The 16,655-nt window shown below is 63.2% G+C and carries 18 protein-coding genes; 10 read left to right on the forward strand and 8 right to left on the reverse strand.

What is annotated here, in order from left to right; translation table 11 throughout:
- The first annotated feature begins 43 nt into the window (after positions 1-43).
- The gene (locus ACQY4S_RS18015) at positions 44-505 is read left to right on the forward strand and encodes a CHRD domain-containing protein (protein WP_428486608.1); all 462 of its coding nucleotides are present in this window, start codon (positions 44-46) and stop codon (positions 503-505) included.
- A 419-nt stretch (positions 506-924) separates the two neighbouring features.
- Here ACQY4S_RS18015 and ACQY4S_RS18020 read toward each other — a convergent pair whose 3' ends face one another.
- From ACQY4S_RS18020 to ACQY4S_RS18055, 8 genes are all read right to left on the reverse strand, one after another.
- Positions 925-1,695 (reverse strand): hypothetical protein, encoded by a 771-nt coding sequence (locus ACQY4S_RS18020; RefSeq protein WP_428486609.1) that lies wholly within the window; start codon positions 1,693-1,695, stop codon positions 925-927.
- Positions 1,696-2,004: 309 nt separating this feature from the next.
- On the reverse strand, positions 2,005-2,259 hold the full coding sequence (locus tag ACQY4S_RS18025; RefSeq protein ID WP_428486610.1) for a DUF433 domain-containing protein: 255 nt from the start codon (positions 2,257-2,259) through the stop codon (positions 2,005-2,007).
- Positions 2,260-2,266: 7 nt separating this feature from the next.
- Positions 2,267-2,458, reverse strand: a complete 192-nt coding sequence (locus ACQY4S_RS18030) for a DUF433 domain-containing protein (protein ID WP_428486611.1) — start codon at positions 2,456-2,458, stop codon at positions 2,267-2,269.
- Positions 2,459-2,516: 58 nt separating this feature from the next.
- Complete coding sequence (locus ACQY4S_RS18035) at positions 2,517-3,938, reverse strand: MFS transporter (protein ID WP_428486612.1); 1,422 nt, start codon at positions 3,936-3,938, stop codon at positions 2,517-2,519.
- Between the two features lie 345 nt (positions 3,939-4,283).
- Positions 4,284-5,012: a flagellar basal body L-ring protein FlgH gene (flgH, locus tag ACQY4S_RS18040; RefSeq protein WP_428488447.1), complete on the reverse strand. Its 729-nt coding sequence runs from the start codon at positions 5,010-5,012 to the stop codon at positions 4,284-4,286.
- Positions 5,012-5,971, reverse strand: a complete 960-nt coding sequence (gene flgA, locus ACQY4S_RS18045) for a flagellar basal body P-ring formation chaperone FlgA (protein ID WP_428486613.1) — start codon at positions 5,969-5,971, stop codon at positions 5,012-5,014. The genes flgH and flgA overlap by 1 nt, the downstream gene beginning before the upstream one ends.
- A 117-nt stretch (positions 5,972-6,088) precedes the next feature.
- Positions 6,089-6,874 carry a flagellar basal-body rod protein FlgG gene (gene flgG / locus ACQY4S_RS18050; RefSeq protein WP_428486614.1) on the reverse strand — a complete coding sequence of 262 codons (786 nt, stop codon included), beginning with the start codon at positions 6,872-6,874 and terminating at the stop codon, positions 6,089-6,091.
- Between the two features lie 103 nt (positions 6,875-6,977).
- Positions 6,978-7,718, reverse strand: a complete 741-nt coding sequence (locus ACQY4S_RS18055; RefSeq protein WP_428486615.1) for a flagellar hook-basal body complex protein — start codon at positions 7,716-7,718, stop codon at positions 6,978-6,980.
- Positions 7,719-7,927: 209 nt separating this feature from the next.
- Here ACQY4S_RS18055 and ACQY4S_RS18060 point away from each other — a divergent pair, with 209 nt between their 5' ends.
- From ACQY4S_RS18060 to speE, 9 genes are all read left to right on the forward strand, one after another.
- Positions 7,928-8,437 carry a flagellar basal body-associated FliL family protein gene (locus tag ACQY4S_RS18060; protein ID WP_428486616.1) on the forward strand — a complete coding sequence of 170 codons (510 nt, stop codon included), beginning with the start codon at positions 7,928-7,930 and terminating at the stop codon, positions 8,435-8,437.
- A complete protein-coding gene (gene fliM / locus ACQY4S_RS18065) occupies positions 8,434-9,504 on the forward strand; it encodes a flagellar motor switch protein FliM (RefSeq protein WP_428486617.1) in 1,071 nt (356 codons plus the stop codon). Before ACQY4S_RS18060 ends, fliM begins: the two co-directional genes overlap by 4 nt.
- Before the next feature lie 83 nt (positions 9,505-9,587).
- Positions 9,588-10,022, forward strand: coding sequence for a DUF6468 domain-containing protein (locus ACQY4S_RS18070; protein WP_428486618.1), 435 nt, complete (start codon positions 9,588-9,590; stop codon positions 10,020-10,022).
- Positions 10,019-10,789, forward strand: a complete 771-nt coding sequence (locus tag ACQY4S_RS18075; RefSeq protein WP_428486619.1) for a MotE family protein — start codon at positions 10,019-10,021, stop codon at positions 10,787-10,789. Before ACQY4S_RS18070 ends, ACQY4S_RS18075 begins: the two co-directional genes overlap by 4 nt.
- A gap of 24 nt (positions 10,790-10,813) precedes the next feature.
- Positions 10,814-11,200, forward strand: a complete 387-nt coding sequence (locus ACQY4S_RS18080) for a chemotaxis response regulator CheY (protein ID WP_428486620.1) — start codon at positions 10,814-10,816, stop codon at positions 11,198-11,200.
- Positions 11,193-11,849: a protein phosphatase CheZ gene (locus ACQY4S_RS18085; protein WP_428486621.1), complete on the forward strand. Its 657-nt coding sequence runs from the start codon at positions 11,193-11,195 to the stop codon at positions 11,847-11,849. Before ACQY4S_RS18080 ends, ACQY4S_RS18085 begins: the two co-directional genes overlap by 8 nt.
- Before the next feature lie 10 nt (positions 11,850-11,859).
- Positions 11,860-14,868, forward strand: coding sequence for a hypothetical protein (locus ACQY4S_RS18090; protein ID WP_428486622.1), 3,009 nt, complete (start codon positions 11,860-11,862; stop codon positions 14,866-14,868).
- 175 nt (positions 14,869-15,043) lie between these two features.
- Positions 15,044-15,508 (forward strand): adenosylmethionine decarboxylase, encoded by a 465-nt coding sequence (gene speD / locus ACQY4S_RS18095; RefSeq protein WP_428486623.1) that lies wholly within the window; start codon positions 15,044-15,046, stop codon positions 15,506-15,508.
- Between the two features lie 70 nt (positions 15,509-15,578).
- Positions 15,579-16,448, forward strand: coding sequence for a polyamine aminopropyltransferase (gene speE, locus ACQY4S_RS18100; RefSeq protein ID WP_428488448.1), 870 nt, complete (start codon positions 15,579-15,581; stop codon positions 16,446-16,448).
- The last annotated feature ends 207 nt before the right edge of the window (positions 16,449-16,655 follow it).

A 16,655-nucleotide genomic window follows, 5' to 3' on the forward strand; every position in this document is an offset into this window, starting at 1 on the left:
CTGGCCGGTTGCCAGGGCGCCACGTTCACATGGGGAAATGATAATGTTACGAAGGGTATTCCTGACTGCCGCGTTCGCGGTCGCGTTCGTTTCCGCGGCATCGGCCGCCACGGTCAACTACACCGCGCGCCTCAGCGGCGTAAGAGAGGTTCCGAAGACCGACAGCAAGGGCTCTGGTCATCTGAATGCGACATTCGATACGACGACCAAGGTGCTGACCTACACGCTGACGTTCCAGGGACTGACCGGGCCAGCCACGGCGGCGCATTTGCATGGTCCCGCGCCGCGCGGTCAGAACGCCGGTGTCCTTATTGCCATTGGCAAGGATGTGACCAGCCCGACATCCGGCAAGGCGACATTGACGGATGACCAGGTGACGGACCTGACGACCGGTAAAATGTATGTGAACGTTCATACGGCGGCCAATCCGAACGGGGAGATCCGCGGCCAGGTCGTGCATGCCTCCAAGAGGCGGAAGGCGGCGGCCGCTACGAAGGCAAGCTGACACTGAGATCGCGGACCGCTTGCGTCGCTTTGAGGCGAGCGGTCCGCGCCTTTCGATCCATGCTGACAGGGATCGGGGTCGGCTGTACTCTGAAATGACGTCGGGATCTGACGCGCCTGTGGGGAAAACCCATGAGCCGTCGCAGGCATCTGCTTCAGGCATTCGCCGTCGCGATGGTGTGGCCTGCCAAATGGAGCGGCAATCTGGATGGAGGACATGCGGCACGTCTGGCAGTCGAGCGCTGGTGTCGTTGACGCTGGTGCGCTGGTGGCCGAACCTCTGGCTACCTGATCCTGGTTGGGCTGACGGCTTGATGCGCGATCGGTTTGGGTTGACCCAGGAGGCGCGCTTTGCCTGGTTACTTGATCGCGAGATTCACGCCTTCTGACTGGGTTAGCCTCAGGCGATCGCGCTCTAGGTCAACGGGCCGCGAGACGGATAGGTATGGTTGCCGCTTGGGTCGGCGGGAAGCCGCCAGCGCCAACTGCCACGTGTGCACCAGCCGCCGGAGCCGGAGCCAGCATTTGCGTCAGAACAGGCATTTCGCCGCCGTCTTGCAGGGCCTGTATCATCCCGCTGGCTTCCCGCTTCATCTGTTCCAGTGCGCCATCGCCCCAATTGGTTTCCCTGGCATGTGACGCCGGGGCGCATGGCCGCGCGGTATCCGGTTTTGACGAGCGGGCCTGGGGTGCGGAGGCTTTGGCGGCGGGAACGGGATCCGGCATTGAACCGGCCGGAGTGGTGGCGGCGGCAAGCGGTGCCGGAATGGTCGGCGTTCGAGTCTGCGCGGTCCGAGGCGCATACACCGGCATAATCAGCGGCTTCACGCCGGGGCGCCGGTTGCCTTGAATGTCCTGTAGGACCTTGCGGCATTGTTCAGCATTACGGCTCAGCGCGACGGCGTTGCTGCGGTAACGCAGGACCTTGCTGTCCGCCAGGCCCTCGGTCATGGAAAGCCGCAGGTTGTCCATCGACAGGGTGCTGAAGCTGATGATGCGTCCGACCAGCTCGAGTTCCTGCGGCGTCGCGGCCTGATAGTCGTTGACGAGGTCCATGATCGTCGCGATGGCGAGGTCCGGGTTGCCCCCAGCGCCTGCCAGAAGGAACGGCAGCATGAAACCAAGGATGGTCTGGAGAATGACGTCGACGGTGCTGAGGTCGGGTTCTGGCTGAGGGTCTGGATTAAACATTTCGCCGCGCTCTCGTTAAAGTGTTCGTCTAATGTTCTTTCTCTACTCCAGGTTGCAAAACGACGCAATAGGAATTTTTGCTTCGATGGTGGATGTTCCTAATTGCGGCTTTAGACGCCGCCAATACCGAAAGCTGTGGAATGACCCGGCCTTTGCCGGCCATGACCGGGGCTTATTTGACTACGGCGATGCCTTTATTTAACGCCTATGGGGCCGCGCCCGCCGTGACGGGATTCGCCGATCGCGCCAGGATCGCAGGTGTTGGAGCGCTTTCACGGTGACTGGAATCGCCGGATCTACCGACCGCCGTCATGGCCGGGCTTGTCCCCACCGCCCGCACACAAGGGCGGAACGTTTTACCCCTTCAAGCATGGTCTGCAGGCGCACATGAGCCTTGATCAGCACGAGCAGCCCGAACGCACATTGACCGCGTATCAGGCTGCGGTCGGAGAAACTCTCGGAGCTCAGCGTGTCGCGCGCATAGGAAAGGCAGGCTAGGATGGCCCTGCGGGTGATCCCGGAATAACTCGCCAGAATGTCCGCTTCGCTCCATCCATCGGCCAACTACCAATCACGACTCAACAGAAAGGCGCGTGCCGCGAATGACAGGTTCACCAGCCAACATGGTTGGGTCGAGGGTGATGGATGGCTGCGCCACGGTCATGGATCGGCGGCTCCCTTGTTCCACACCGATGTAGACGGAAACGTCCGCAAATGCGACGCCCTTCGGCAACGCGCCGGCCCGGCGGAAAGCCGATTCCATTGTTGAAGGCCAATGACGAAGTCCGCCACCCACCGCCGCCGGCCGTCATCGCCATCCCCTACGCCGACGATCCCGCCTCAGCCGCCGCGGTCAACGTGCCGTCGATTTCCGCGATGGTCCGCCCCTTGGTCTCAATCCCGATAAACCAGATCGCGGCGGCCCCAACCAGGTACCAAACCGCGAAATAGTTCATCGCCGGCACCAGCGCCGCCAGCGTCGCCTTCGGCGTGACGAAGTTGGTGGACCCGGCGATCACCGCCAGCCCAGCGGGGCCGATGAACTTGCCCAGATTACCAAACCCATACCCCAGGCCCATCCCGCTCGCGCGCAGCTTCGACGGCCAGACTTCGGCCATGTACGGACCGACGATCGCATAGTTGCCGCTGCCAAAGAAACTCTGCAGCAGGATCATTACATAAAAGACGGAAACCTCACCAATATAAACATCACGCAGATATCCGCCCAGCGACATCGTTACAGCCGCGATCAGACAGCTCAAGACGACTGCGCGCCGGCGCCCCATCGCATCGGAAATCCAGGAGCAGAACAACCGCCCGAGGATCGAGATCGCGCCCACCCAGATAATGAGCCACGACGCCTCGACCGGGCTGATCTTCAGCACCAGCACGAACAACGTTGTCATCCACAGGCTCAACCCGACGGTGCCGGTCTGGCTGATGCCGGTCAGACAGGCCACGGCCAGGCTCCGCGGGTAGCGGAACAACTCGAGCCATGCCGTCTTTTCGACCTTGGCCACGCTCGTCGGCAACTGGATCGACGTGGGATCGACCTGCAGTGCCCAGGCCAGCGACTTGCGCGCTTCATCGAGCCGCCCCTTGCCGATCAGCCAGTGCGGTGACTCCGGCACCCATGCCCGGATCATGAGCGTCAGTCCAGCCGGCAACAGTCCAACCGCGAACAGACCGCGCCAGCCGATGGCGGGCTCCAGATAGGCGCCCGCCAGCGCGCCCAGCAGCGTGCCGGCGGGCAGCAGCGTCGTCGTCAATCCGGTGATCCAGCCGCGTTTATAAGCAGGCACGAATTCCTGCACGATCGCGATATCCACCGTGTAAAGACCGGTTACACCCATTCCGACAAAGAAACGACAAATCGACAGGAACAGCCAGCCGTGCTCGGGGGTCAGCGCCATCAGGCCGGTGGCCAGCGTGAAGTTCAACACAGTCAGGATCATCACTGAACGCCGGCCGATCTTGTCCGCCATCCATCCCCAGAACAGCGAACCAATCGGAGCGCCAATCCCGGAGGACAGCAGGATTGCCCCCGACTGGCCGTAGGTCAGGTGCCAGCCGCCAACAATAAACGCCAGGACGAACCCAATCAGATAAAAGTCGAAGAAGTCCAGCATATCGCCGACCGTTGCCGCGGCAAAGATCTTCCATTGGTTCGTTGTCAGTGATTCTTGCCTCTCCAGATGTTCAAGCAATTTTTCCTCCCGGGTTGTCGATTTATCTTTCTTCATTATTTTATCGTTATGGCCTCGCCCGGCGACGGATACAAATTGGGATGAATTCAAGCCGTCGTCAGCATATATCGAACAGCGCCGAGCGTCAGGTCATACCGGGAGACACTGCACCAGAGCGCCTCGGAATGCGAGGGGCCACCGATACGAGCCATGGCGCCATCCCCTTGCAGGGACGACAACCAGCGCTAAAGTCGGGCTTCGAACTAGGGAAACCCGCGCGGAATCCTCTCCACCTTCACCCTATCCGATATCAGAACAACCGGCGCCCAAAATACCAGGGTCTTCCCGCGACGTTTTTATCGCCTTCACGGTTCATGCGGACTGCTGGCGGTCCAGCCGGCGCTAGAACGGCACGAGAATGTCCATCATCTGCTGGCCCCAGCGGGCGCGCTGCAGATCGGTGAGCTGGCCCCTGCTGCCGTAGGAGATGCGGGCTTCAGCCATGCGGTCGTGCAGCACGGTGTTGTCGGAGGCGATGTCCTGCGGGCGAATGACACCCGTCACCTGCAGGTTCCGCAGTTCGCTGTTGACCAGGAATTCCTGGCGAGCGGCAACCACGAGATTACCATTGGGGAGGACCTGGGTGACGATGCCGGCAAGCCGCAGCGTCACGGCTTCGGTGCGCTGGATCTGTCCGGTGCCGATATTGGTGTTGCCGCTGCTGGCCGACAGCAGCTTGGACGGGTCGATGGCTTTCGGCAGGATCGTTTCGAGGCCGAAGAAGTTTGGCACGCCCGCCGATTCGCTGCTGGTCCGGGCGGCGGACGTGACGTTCTTCAGGTTCGCGGCGTCCTTCATGTTGACCAGCACGGTGACGATATCGCCGACCTGGGCGGCCCGCTGGTCCTTGAAGAACGCGCGGGAGCCGGACCGCCACAACGCGTTCGCCTCATTCGGCGAAGGCGTCCGCACCGGCATGGGCATGGTGATCGGGCGCCACTTCGGATCTTTTGTCGGGTCCTCGGTCGGCGTCATTGCGGGATCGCGGCCAACCTCCGACAGGCGAGTAAGGTTGCCGCACCCGCTCAGCAGGAACGTGCCGAGCAAAACCCCCGCCATCGCGCGGATCATCATGGGCCGAACGTCCTGCGATCATACCGGGTGGTCGCGGTGGGAAGCTCGTCCGGCGTGACCCGCACCAGGCCGGGGCCAATCACCTGCGCGGTCAGCAACGCGCGGGAGTTGCGGTTCTGCACACGAATACGTTCGCCTTCGGCCCCCGCATCCATCGCCACCGCCTGTCCGTTGACGGACAGTCCGGCGACCTCAAGCTGGACCTGAACGGTGGCGCCCCGTTGCACCAACGGCGGCTTGGTCAGATCCGCCAACCGCAGCGGCTGGCCGGCTGGGACGGGGCGTTTCAGCTCCATGCCGATGATCTGATCCACCGACGTGGCGACCTGGGTGCGGATCTGCGAGATCCGGACGCGGGCGGTGTGAACATCGTCGGCCCGCAGCACGGTCTCCGGCAGCAGCCGCGTCGACGCCACCGGTGCCTCCGCCATCGCCTCGACCCGGCCGCCGATGCGGACGTTGATCGGGTTCATGGCTTCCCCAGTGATCGACAACATGGCGGTGAAGCGGCCGGTATTGCTGTCGTAGTCAAGCTGGGAGACAGTCGGCGCGCTCACCCCCTCGAACGGAACGATGGGTGGTGAAAATCCAGGGATATCGATGTCCCAGTCATCCGGCGCACCCGCCGCGGTGATGGCGGTGCGGACAGCCTCGATGGCCTCCTCCCGCTTCAGCGGACGGCCTGGCCATTCGAGAACCGCCCGGTCGGCGGGCGAGACCGATCGCCACGCAACGTCGAACTGGCGCGCGATCGCATTCAGTTGCGTCGCCTCGACGACGATGCGTCCGCCAGGATCGGGGCCGGTGCCCAGCAACATGTCGGCGTTCTTGCCGGCATCGTCGAACAGGTCCCGCAGGTAGACGTTCATGCTGTGCAGCGTCGTCATGGTGCGCAGCGAGGCCGCATCGGCCTGAGTCGCGGCAAGCATCGCAAGCAGGAAAATCAGGCTGCGCATGGCATTAGACCATGATCGCTTGAGGTTGCGTCATTGGCGGTGTCCGATCATGGTCTAATTCCTTGTCTGGTCGCGTGATGCGCGTCTTCTGACGGATCAGCCTCAGGCGATCACGCGCTAGCGCAGGTTGGTCAGCGTGGACATCATCTCGTCGCTGGACGAGATGACCTTGCTGTTCATCTCATAAGCGCGCTGCGCGGTGATCAGGTTGGTGATCTCGGTCACGACGTTGACGTTCGAGGTTTCGATGAAACCCTGCTGGACGGAACCGAATCCGGTGGCGTTCGGGTTGCCGGTGACGGGCGCGCCGGAGGCGGCGGTTTCCAGCAGCAGGTTGCCGCCTTGCGAATCCAGCCCGGCGGCATTCGGGAAAACGGCGAGCTGAAGCTGTCCGATCGTTTGCGGCGCGGTCTGGCCGGCCAGCGTCGCCTGCACCTGACCCGACGTATTGATCGTCACGCCCGTGGCGGCCGAGGGAACCTGCAAGCCCGGCTGCACGGTATAGCCATCGGCGGTGACGATGGTGCCGTCCGCCGCCAGGCCGAAGGTGCCGTCACGCGTATAGGCGGTCTGGCCGGAGGGCAGGGTCACCTGGAAGTACCCGTTGCCCTGAATCGCCATGTCCAGCGTGTTTGAAGTCTGCTGCAGGTTGCCCTGCTCGTTGATTGAGTAGATCGCCGCGGTCTGCACGCCAAGCCCGACCTGGGCACCGGACGGCACGATGGTTCCCGCATCGGAACTGTTGGAGCCCACGCGCCGCAGGTTCTGGTAGATCAGGTCCTGGAATTCCGCCCGCCGGCGCTTGTAGCCGGTGGTCGTCATATTGGCCATGTTGTTGGAAATGACCTCGACGTTGGTCTGCTGGGCCTGCATGCCCGTGCCGGCGATATCAAGCGAGCGCATCCGTTGATCTCCTGTGGCGTTTTGTCACGATGCCGCCAGTCACTGAACAATTCGACACTAAACAATTTGGCACTAAACAAGGTTGGTCACTGAATCATTTCGATCATTGACCCTGCGGCAGCAGCTTGTCGATGGCGTTCTGCTGCCGGTCGCCTTCCGCCTGAACCAGCTGGGTGACAAGCTGGAACTGGCGTAGATTGTCCATCATGCGGGTGGTCTCCAGCACCGGTTGAACGTTCGAGTCCTCGATCGCCCCCTGCACGACGCCTGGTACGGCAACCGGCTGAGTGGGTGAACCGGAAACGAAGTTCGTGGCGCCCTCGGCCGTCATCTTCATCGGGTCGGTTGGCTGGACGACACCGATCTTGCCGAGTTGGCCATTTTCCGAGGAGATCGAACCGTCGCCGGCGATGCTGATCTGGGTGTCCGCGGGCGAGAGCTGAACTGGCTTGCCGGCCGTGTCCAGCGCCGCGTCGCCCTTGCTGTCCGCCAAGGTTCCGTCCGGCATCAGACCGAAGCGGCCGTCACGCGTCAGCCTTGGACCGGCCTTGGTGCTGACGGTGAAATAGCCGTCGCCGGCAAGTGCCAGGTCGAATGTGTTGGCGGTATGGGTCAAGGTCCCTGGCTGCTGTTCCCGCCAGGTCGCGCGATCCTGGGTATAGGTGATGGACCTGCCGCCGGAGGGCGCCGCGGTTCCGTCCTGCTGGCTGATGAAGTCAGCGAACTGCATGCGTTCGGCGCGGTAGCCAGGGGTGTTCGCATTGGCGATGTTGTTCGCCGTGACGTCCAACGCACGCTGTTGCGCCATCAGACGGGATGCGGCGAGGGCAATGGTGATGTCCATGGGCGGGTCCGAGAAGTCCTGGCCTTTCAACAGCAATCGACGTGCCACTCCGGCAACATTGGAAAGGTATTGAAAAACCCCCTTTTTTGCCCATACCCCCCACGCCCGACCCCCGGCAAATCCTGCCGCTCGGCATATCTTGCCGCCTGCTCGACCGCCGGCGGAGTCTGATAACCTTTCGTTAACGCTTGTCTGCGATCTTGGCAGGCATGAGTTCCGCTCCGGCCAAATCCAAGGATGCGACGACGGCCGAAAAACCGGCTAGGAAGCTGGGCAAGCGCAAGCTGATCCTGCTGGCTGTCCCGGTCGCGCTGATCGTGGTGGGCGCCGGACTTTGGTTCAGCGGCATCCTGCCGCACATGCTGGGCATGGAGAAAAAGCAGGAGCAGGCCAGCAAGGAACCGCCCAAGCCGGTTCCGCCCAGCTATGTCGACCTGCCGGAAATGATCGCGAACCTGAACGGCACGCACAAGCCGGCCTACATCAAGCTGGCCGCTCGGGTGGAAGTGCCGAAAGCCGAGGATGTCGACAAGGTGAAAGCCGCCATGCCTCGCCTGCAGGACATCTTCCAGACCTACCTGCGTGAAATGCGGCCCGAGGAGCTGCGTGGATCGGCCGGTACCTACCGATTGCGCGAGGAACTGCTAGTCCGCGCCAATGCCGCCGTGGCGCCGGCCAAGGTCAGCGACATCCTGTTCACGCAGTTGCTGGTACAATGAGCGATACAACTGAGCAATCCGATGAGGATCTCGCCGCCGCCTGGGGCGCGGAAACCGAAGCCGAGGCCGGCGCGGATAGCGGGTTGCCCGCGCGCGAACTGAACCAGGCGGAAATCGACAACCTGCTGGGTTTCGACGACGGTCCCGCATCGGGCGAAGCCCGCACCGGGATGCAGAAGATTATCAGCTCCGGCCTCGTGTCATACGAGCGTCTGCCGATGCTGGAGATCGTCTTCGATCGGCTGGTGCGGATCATGTCGACCAGCCTGCGCAACTTCACCTCGGACAATGTCGAGGTCGGCATCGACAACATCATCTCGTTGCGCTTCGGCGACTACCTGAACTCGATCCCGCTGCCCGCGATGCTGGCTGTGTTCAAGGCCGAGGAATGGGACAACCAGGGATTGATGGTGATCGATTCGGCGATGATCTATTCGATCGTCGACGTGCTGCTGGGCGGCCGGCGCGGCACCGCCGCGATGCGCATCGAGGGACGGCCCTACACCACCATCGAACGTACGCTGGTGGAACGGCTGATCCAGGTCGTGCTGGCCGACCTGTCCACCAGCTTCGATCCGCTCTGTCCTGTCACGTTTCGCTTCGAGCGGCTGGAGGTCAATCCCCGCTTCGCCACCATCAGCCGCCTGTCGAACGCCGCGATCCTGGCGAGGCTGCGCATCGACATGGAGGACCGCGGCGGCCGGCTGGAACTGCTGCTGCCCTACGCCACGCTGGAGCCGGTCCGTGAGCTGCTGTTGCAGCAGTTCATGGGCGAGAAGTTCGGCCGCGACTCGATCTGGGAGACCCATCTGGCCGAACAGCTCTGGACCACCGATGTGGAACTGTCGGTCGTGCTGGATGAGCATACCATGCGGCTGTCCGACGTGATCGGCCTGCGTCCGGGCCAGCGTCTGCTGCTGAACACCGGCCCAGGTGCGCCGGTGCAGGTCCGTTGCGGTTCGGTGGTGATGTTCGAGGGCCGGATCGGCCAGAAGAATAACAATATCGCGGTGAAGATCGAGCGAGGCATCTCCCGCAGCCCGCAGGCGGATCGTGCCGGCGGTTAAGCAGACCTGGCGGCGACCCAGCCGCAGCGAAAGCGCCTCGTCCACTCATCATTTCTTAACCTTTGACCGGCACGATGGCTGACATGGAATGGATCCTCGAACTTGTCCTTGTCGTGCTGCTGGCGGCGACCCTGGTCCAGGCGCTGCGGCTGGAACGCGCGCTGGGTGTCCTGAAGCGCGACCGTTCCGCGCTGGAGTCCCTGGTGGCCGGTTTCAACGCCAGCACGCGGCAGGCGGAGAACGGGATCGAGCGGCTGCAAATCGCCGCGGACGGCGCGGGCCGGCAGATCGAGCGTCAGGTTGCGGCGTCGGTTTCCCTGAAGGACGACCTGTCGTTCCTGACGGAACGCGGCGACCGGTTGGCGGATCGGCTCGACGCACTGGTGCGCGCCGCACGTCCGCTGACCGCCGAACCGACAGCGGCGGCGGCCGTGATGGAACTGGCGGGTTCGCCTGCTCCGGCGGCTCGCAGCCAGGCGGAGAAGAGCCTGATGCAGGCGCTTCGCCTGGCACGATGATGGTCAAGCTTCCCGCTCCCCGCCTGTTGCCGGTGACCATCACCACCCTGTCGGTGCTGCTGGCGGTAAAATGCGGTGTCCTGGTGCAGGCGGCCGTGACGGATGGCCGACGCACCGACAGCGTCATGGTTGCACCCGCGAATGCGGCGGCCGCGGAAGCGGACCACGCCAAGCCGGCAGCCACCCGGTCGCCGCCGCTTTCCCCGCCGCCAGCCGAACCCTCGAAGGGCGAACCGGCTCAGGTCTCGCCGCCGCGTCAGGGAATGCCGGCCCAGGCGGCACGCCCGCAGCAGAGCGAAGCGCCGCCAGTCAGTGCAAGCGAGAAGACCATCCTGCAAAACCTGCGACAGCGCCGGAAAGAGCTGGACGCACGGGAAACCTCGGTCGCCGCGCGTGAATCGGTGCTGGCAGCCTCTGAGCAGAAGCTGACAGTGCGGGTCAGCGAGTTGCAGGCGCTGCAGAAAAAGCTGGAAGGCCTGGACAGTGCGCAGAAGGAGAAGGAGGACGCCGGGTGGCAGGCGATGGTCAAGCTTTACGAGGCGATGAAGCCGAAGGAAGCGGCGACGATCTTCAACGAATTGTCGATGCCGGTTCTGCTGCAGGTGATGGATCGGATGAAGGATGCGAAGGCGGCCGCGGTGATGGCGGCGATGAACCCCGACAGAGCACGCGATGTGACATCGGAACTGGCCCAGCTACGGACCGGTCAGGACATCTCGTCAAATCAGGCCGAGCCAGGCCTGAAGTCCAGCCCATCAGGCGGATGATACTTGCAAGAAAGGAGATTTTAAATGGCGATTGATAAATCCATGAACGTTCTAATCGTGGACGACTATAAAACCATGTTGCGGATCATCCGCAACCTGCTGAAGCAGATCGAATTCAACAACGTCGAGGAAGCGTCGGATGGCGCGGAAGCGTTGTCCAAGCTGCGCGGCGGCAACTTTGGCTTGGTGATCAGCGACTGGAACATGGCTCCGATGACCGGCCTGCAACTGCTGCAGGAAGTCCGCGCCGACAATCGCCTGAAGGCGATGCCGTTCATCATGATAACGGCTGAAAGCAAGACCGAGAATGTCGTCGCCGCGAAAGCCGCCGGCGTCTCCAACTACATTGTCAAGCCGTTCAATGCGGAAACGCTGAAGGACAAGATCGAGAAAGTTCTCGGTCATGCTTGATGTCCCCGACATCGCCGGACCGCGCGGCGTCGACGCCTTGAAGGAGAGGCTGGCGCTGATCAGGGCGCGTCAGCCCGAGCTTGAACCCGAAATGCTCGCGGAGGTCGTACGCGCCGTGCTGACAACAATGAGTGACGATCTGACGGCAAAGGAGGCGTCGTTGCTGCGGGAAGTCGAGGAACTGGCGCGGACCATCGCGAGCGCCAAGACCGACATTGCCGCCCTGCGCGTGGACGACATCAACGGCCACGACATCCCGTTCGCGACGGACGAACTGGATGCGATCGTCCAGCACACCGCGCAGGCAACGGACGCGATCCTGGAAACCTGTGAGACCCTGGACGAGGTTGCCGCGACGCTTAGCGGCGATCCCGCGAGCAAGCTGCAGGACGCGACGACCCGGATCTACGAAGCGTGCAGCTTCCAGGACATCACCGGGCAGCGGATCACCAAGATTGTTGCTACCCTGAAGGCGATCGAGGGAAAGGTCGCCCATATCATCCAGACCTTCAGCCCGGGCATCAGCGACGTTGTCCGGCAGACCGGCGATCAGGTTCTGACCGACGCGGATCTGCTCAATGGTCCGCAGCTTCCGGCGCAGGCGATGGATCAGTCGGACATCGACAAGCTGTTGGCCAGCTTCGAATGACCAGCTTCGAATGAGGTACACGGCGCCGATACGCGGGATCGCGTTCGGTGCGATCATGGCAGCGGCGGTCACCACCGGCCATGCGTCATCCGCCGCTGCGCCCGACCTCATCCCTGTCCGATCGGGAACTCATGCCAATTTCGGACGGATCGTGGTGGACGCGGGCGGCACGCTACCGTACAAGCTGGAACAGGATGGCGATCACGTCGTCATCCAGTTCACCGATCCGGTCCACCTGGACCATGCGCCAAGACCGCCGCGCAATGTGCTGACGATCGAGACAAACGGTTCGGCCATCGAATTCGTCGTCGTGCCGGGCGCCTCGATCCGGCCCGCGATGATGACCGGCCATATTTTCTTCGACATCCTGGATCCGTCAGCCGGCGCCGGATCCGCTACGGTCGCCGCTTCAGGGAGGCTACCGAGGCAGCCTGCCAAATCCCCAAAACAACCGACAATGATGCCGGCCGCGGAACTTGCGGGGCGTCCACCGGTCTCGGCGCCGGAACCTGCGTCACCGGCACCGGCGGTGACCGCTGCACCAGAGCCGATGACCACTGCACCAGAACAGAAACCGGCGGCTGCGCGGGCTCTTCCGCCACCGCCTGACGATCCGGTGGCAGCGCGGGCACTTCCGCCGCCTGACAATCTGGAAGATCGTTCACTGGATGTGACTCAGGCGGAACCGCCAGGCCGCGATGTCCTGCCGGAAAATGCCGGACCGATGGGCCTGCTCGCACGACGGGCGAAGCTTCCGAAGGAACTTGAAGGTTCGGCGTTCATCGTCCCGTTCGGCAATACGACAGGCGCCGCGGCTTTCCAGCGCAATGGCAGGACCTTTGTGGTATTCGATGAACGTCGGCCGGTGGATATGTCCGAGCTGCATGGCGATCCGGTGTTTGGACAGGCTGACGTACAGCTTCTGCCGGATGGCACGGTGCTCAGGCTTCCGGTTCCGAATGGGATTACGGTCGCGGTGTCGCAGACGGCACGGGGCTGGCGGATCGCCGGCCTGAAGGCTGTTCCGAAATCCCGGCCGATCATCACAAGTTACGCGAATGGTGCCATTCATCTGGCCGTTGAACAATCCAGCAACGTGATCAGCATGGCCGACCCTGATACCGGAGCCACCTTGCTGGTCGGCACCACCCGTCGACCGAACCAGGACATCGAGACCGGCCTGCGGGCGACCGAGTTCATCCTGCGTCGGACAGGACTGGGCGTCGTGGTCGAGCCATTGTCCGACGCCATTGCCTTGAAGGTCGTCCCCACCGGCTTCAGTCTGACAGGGCGATCCGGCGGCCTCGCCGTGTCACCGCCAACCGCTGAGACCGAGGCGCTGATGGACGCGGCGCATCTGACACGGCGGCTGACCTTTCCAACAATGCCGACCGAACCCCTGATGCGGCGATTGACAACGCAGATTGCCGATGCGGCGATGACGCCGCCGCAGGCCAGAGGGCCGAAGCAGCAGGCAGCCGCGCAAAGCATGATGGCGCTCGGCCTTGATGCCGAGGCGGAAAGCCTGCTCAACGTTGCCGCTGAACAGGATCCCATGGAAGCCGCCTCGGCCGACGTGGTCGGCTTGACGGCAATCGCTGCGTTGCTTGCCGGCCGGGCAGCGGAGGCCGATGGCCTGAATGATCCACGCCTGACCGGGACCGATGAGATCGCGTTGTGGCGTGCGGTGCGCCAAGCCATGCAGGACGAGGGCTCGCCCAGTGCCGCGGCGGTTTTCGCCAGCACCGCGTCTCTAGCGCTGCTGTATCCGAAGCCGATCAGCGACCGGATCGTGCCGCTGATTATCGAAACCATGATCGAGGGCGGCGAGATCGCACCCGCCGAACGCCTGCTGGCGAAGCGCAAGGGTGATAGCAGGCTGGATTATGCCCGAGCGTTGCAGCGGCAAGCCGAGGGCGACACGGACCAGGCGCTTGCACTGCTGGACCACCTGGCCGAAGGCCATGACCGGTTCGATCGCGCCCGAGCGGCGGTCCGCGCGGTGGAGTTGCGGCTGTCGACGCGCAAGATCACCTTGGCACAAGCCGCCGATGCGTTGGACAAGCTGCTTTATGCGTGGCGCGGCGATCAGCGGGAGCTTGCGCTGCGCAAACGTATCGCTGAACTGCGCGGACAGGCGGGAAACTGGCGCGTAGCGCTGTCCATCCTGCGGCAGGCGGAAACCGATTTTCCCGAGCAGGCCGCCTCTGTTCATCAGCATTTGAAGGACGCTTTCGCCGGCATGGTCAGCGGGCGCGGACTGGACCAGATGGCGCCCATCGACGTGGTTTCGGCGATTGATGAAAATGCCGACCTGATGCCCACCAATGGCGACGATCCGGTTTTGGAGGAACAGTTGGCGGATCGCCTGCTGGCGCTGGACCTGCCGGAGCGTGCCAAACCGGTGCTTGAGAAACTGATGAAGTCAACGTCGTCCGCGGTCGGCAAGGCCCGATTTGGCGCGACCCTGGCGGCGCTTCAATCGCGGGAGAAGGACGATGCCGGCGCGCTTGCGGCGCTTGACGCGTCGGAGGGCCACGATCTGCCGGCCGCATTGATTGAAAGGCGCGCCTTGCTGCGAGCCGACGCCATGGCTCGAACCGGCGATCCGGCTGTCGCCGCGGCGACACTCACCGCATTCAGGACGCCAGCGGCCAACCAGGCACGTGCGACGATCCTGGAGCAGGCGCGGGATTGGGCAGGTGCCGAGAAGGCATGGTCGGATTATGCCTCCACCGTCCTGCCGGACACTGGCGAACTGGACGATGGACAGGCGCGGACCTTGCTGCGCCTGACGACCGCCGCGGCCCGAGCCGGCGACGACACGATGCTGGCGTCCCTGCGCGAACGATATGACAGCCGGCTGAACGCCGGACCGCTCGCCAACATGTTCCGTCTGCTCGTCGCCCAACCGGTGCTTGGAACCAGCGATCTCAAGCGGGCTCGCCAGGAGGTGAGCCTGGCGCAGTCGTTGCCGGCCAGCCTGAAGGCGCTGGACGGCACGGTGTCGGCGCACTGAGTCGGCGCGCTGAGGATCGACAGCGGTCAGCCGCGGTGCGCTTCCGGATTAACCAGAAAAGGGCTTGCATGACACCCCCCTAGTGATCATGTTCCGCGTCCTTGGCCCCAGGGGACTGTGGGCGCTTCAGCGCGTACAGTCCAACAGGCCGTCTACTGGTAGGAAGGGGTACGCGATGAACGCACTCAGCCCACTGGGGATGGTCTCGGAACTTCCGAGCAGCAACCAGACATCATCCGACGCTGAGCGGACTGTGACCGAAGTCGAGAAGGACTATTTTGTCCAGAAGGACGGCATAAAGTTCGCCGGCACGCATCTGTTGGTGGATTTGTGGGGCGCATCCAATCTGTGCGATCCGGATCATATCGACCATGCCCTGCGGGAAGCCGCCGAAGCGGCCGGCGCGACAATCCTGCATGGGCATTTCCACCACTTCTCGCCCAATGGCGGCGTCAGCGGCGTGCTGGTGCTGGCGGAAAGCCATATCTCCATCCATACATGGCCAGAGCGCGGTTTCGCCGCGATCGACATCTTCATGTGCGGAGCCTGCAACCCGTATCGTGGGCTGCCTGCCTTGAAGACGGCGTTCCAGGCCACCTCGGTCAATCTAGGTGAGCAACGGCGCGGCCTGATCGCCTGAACAGCGGGACGGTAGAGTAATGCCGGACGGCCCGGACCCCGGTTCGGGCCGTCGCGGCGTGGAGACGACGATGGCCACCGATTGCTGGATCAACGAGACGCTTTATCCCGCCTGGGGTCAGCGCTTCCGCGTCACACGCGAATTGGCACGGGTGCGAAGCGCTTTTCAGGACATCGGGATTTTCGAGACTGAAACGCATGGCCGGATCATGGTGCTGGATGGCGTGATCCAGATCACCGAAAGGGATGAATTCGTCTACCAGGAAATGCTGACCCATGTGCCGCTGCTGGCGCACGGGGCAGCGGAGAATATCCTGATCATTGGTGCCGGCGACGGTGGCGTGCTGCGACGCGTGCTGTTGCACACCACGGTCAGGCGGGCGGTGATGGTTGAGATTGACGGCGAGGTGATCCGGCTGTCGAAAAAGTTCTTGCCGCGGATCGCCGGTGACGCCTGGACCGACTTTCGGGCCGAAGTCATCGTCGGGGACGGGATCGACTACGTCAAGCGCGCACCGGATGCGGCTTTCGACGTGATCATCGTTGATTCAACCGATCCGATCGGTGTGGGTGAGGTTTTGTTCACGGATGAATTCTATCGGAATTGCGCGCGAATCCTGACGCCGCGCGGCCTGGTGGTCAACCAGTGCGGCGTGCCATTCATGCAGGCGGACGAACTGCGCGACACCAGCATACGGCGGCGCGACTTCTTTCCGCACGTCACCGCCTACGTCATTGCGGTTCCGACCTATATCGGCGGCTTCATGACGTTGGGATGGGCGGCGAAGGATGCCTTGCTATCGACCGTGACGGTCGATGTGATCCGCGCCAGGGCGGAGAAAGCCGGCATCCTGGGAACGACGCAATACTGGACCCCGGAAATCCACCACGGCGCCTTCAACCTGCCGCCCTACATCGCTCGGCATCTCGCTGCGGGTTAATGGACGGTGTGAAATGCCGCACTGTGGAGGGGCGGGGCTATTATCGCCATGAGGCACCATGCGGTGGCGCGTACGGCGCGGCCTACAAGACGGATCCCGGCAAAAGAGGTGGCTGGTGGCAAGCGTTTGCTTGCTACGATCGGATCACGCGCCTGTCCCGCAGTCAAAGTAGTTGCGTACAAATATGTCCTCAACCGGAATTTTCAT

The organism is Rhodopila sp. (assembly GCF_965276935.1).
Taxonomy (GTDB): domain Bacteria; phylum Pseudomonadota; class Alphaproteobacteria; order Acetobacterales; family Acetobacteraceae; genus Rhodopila.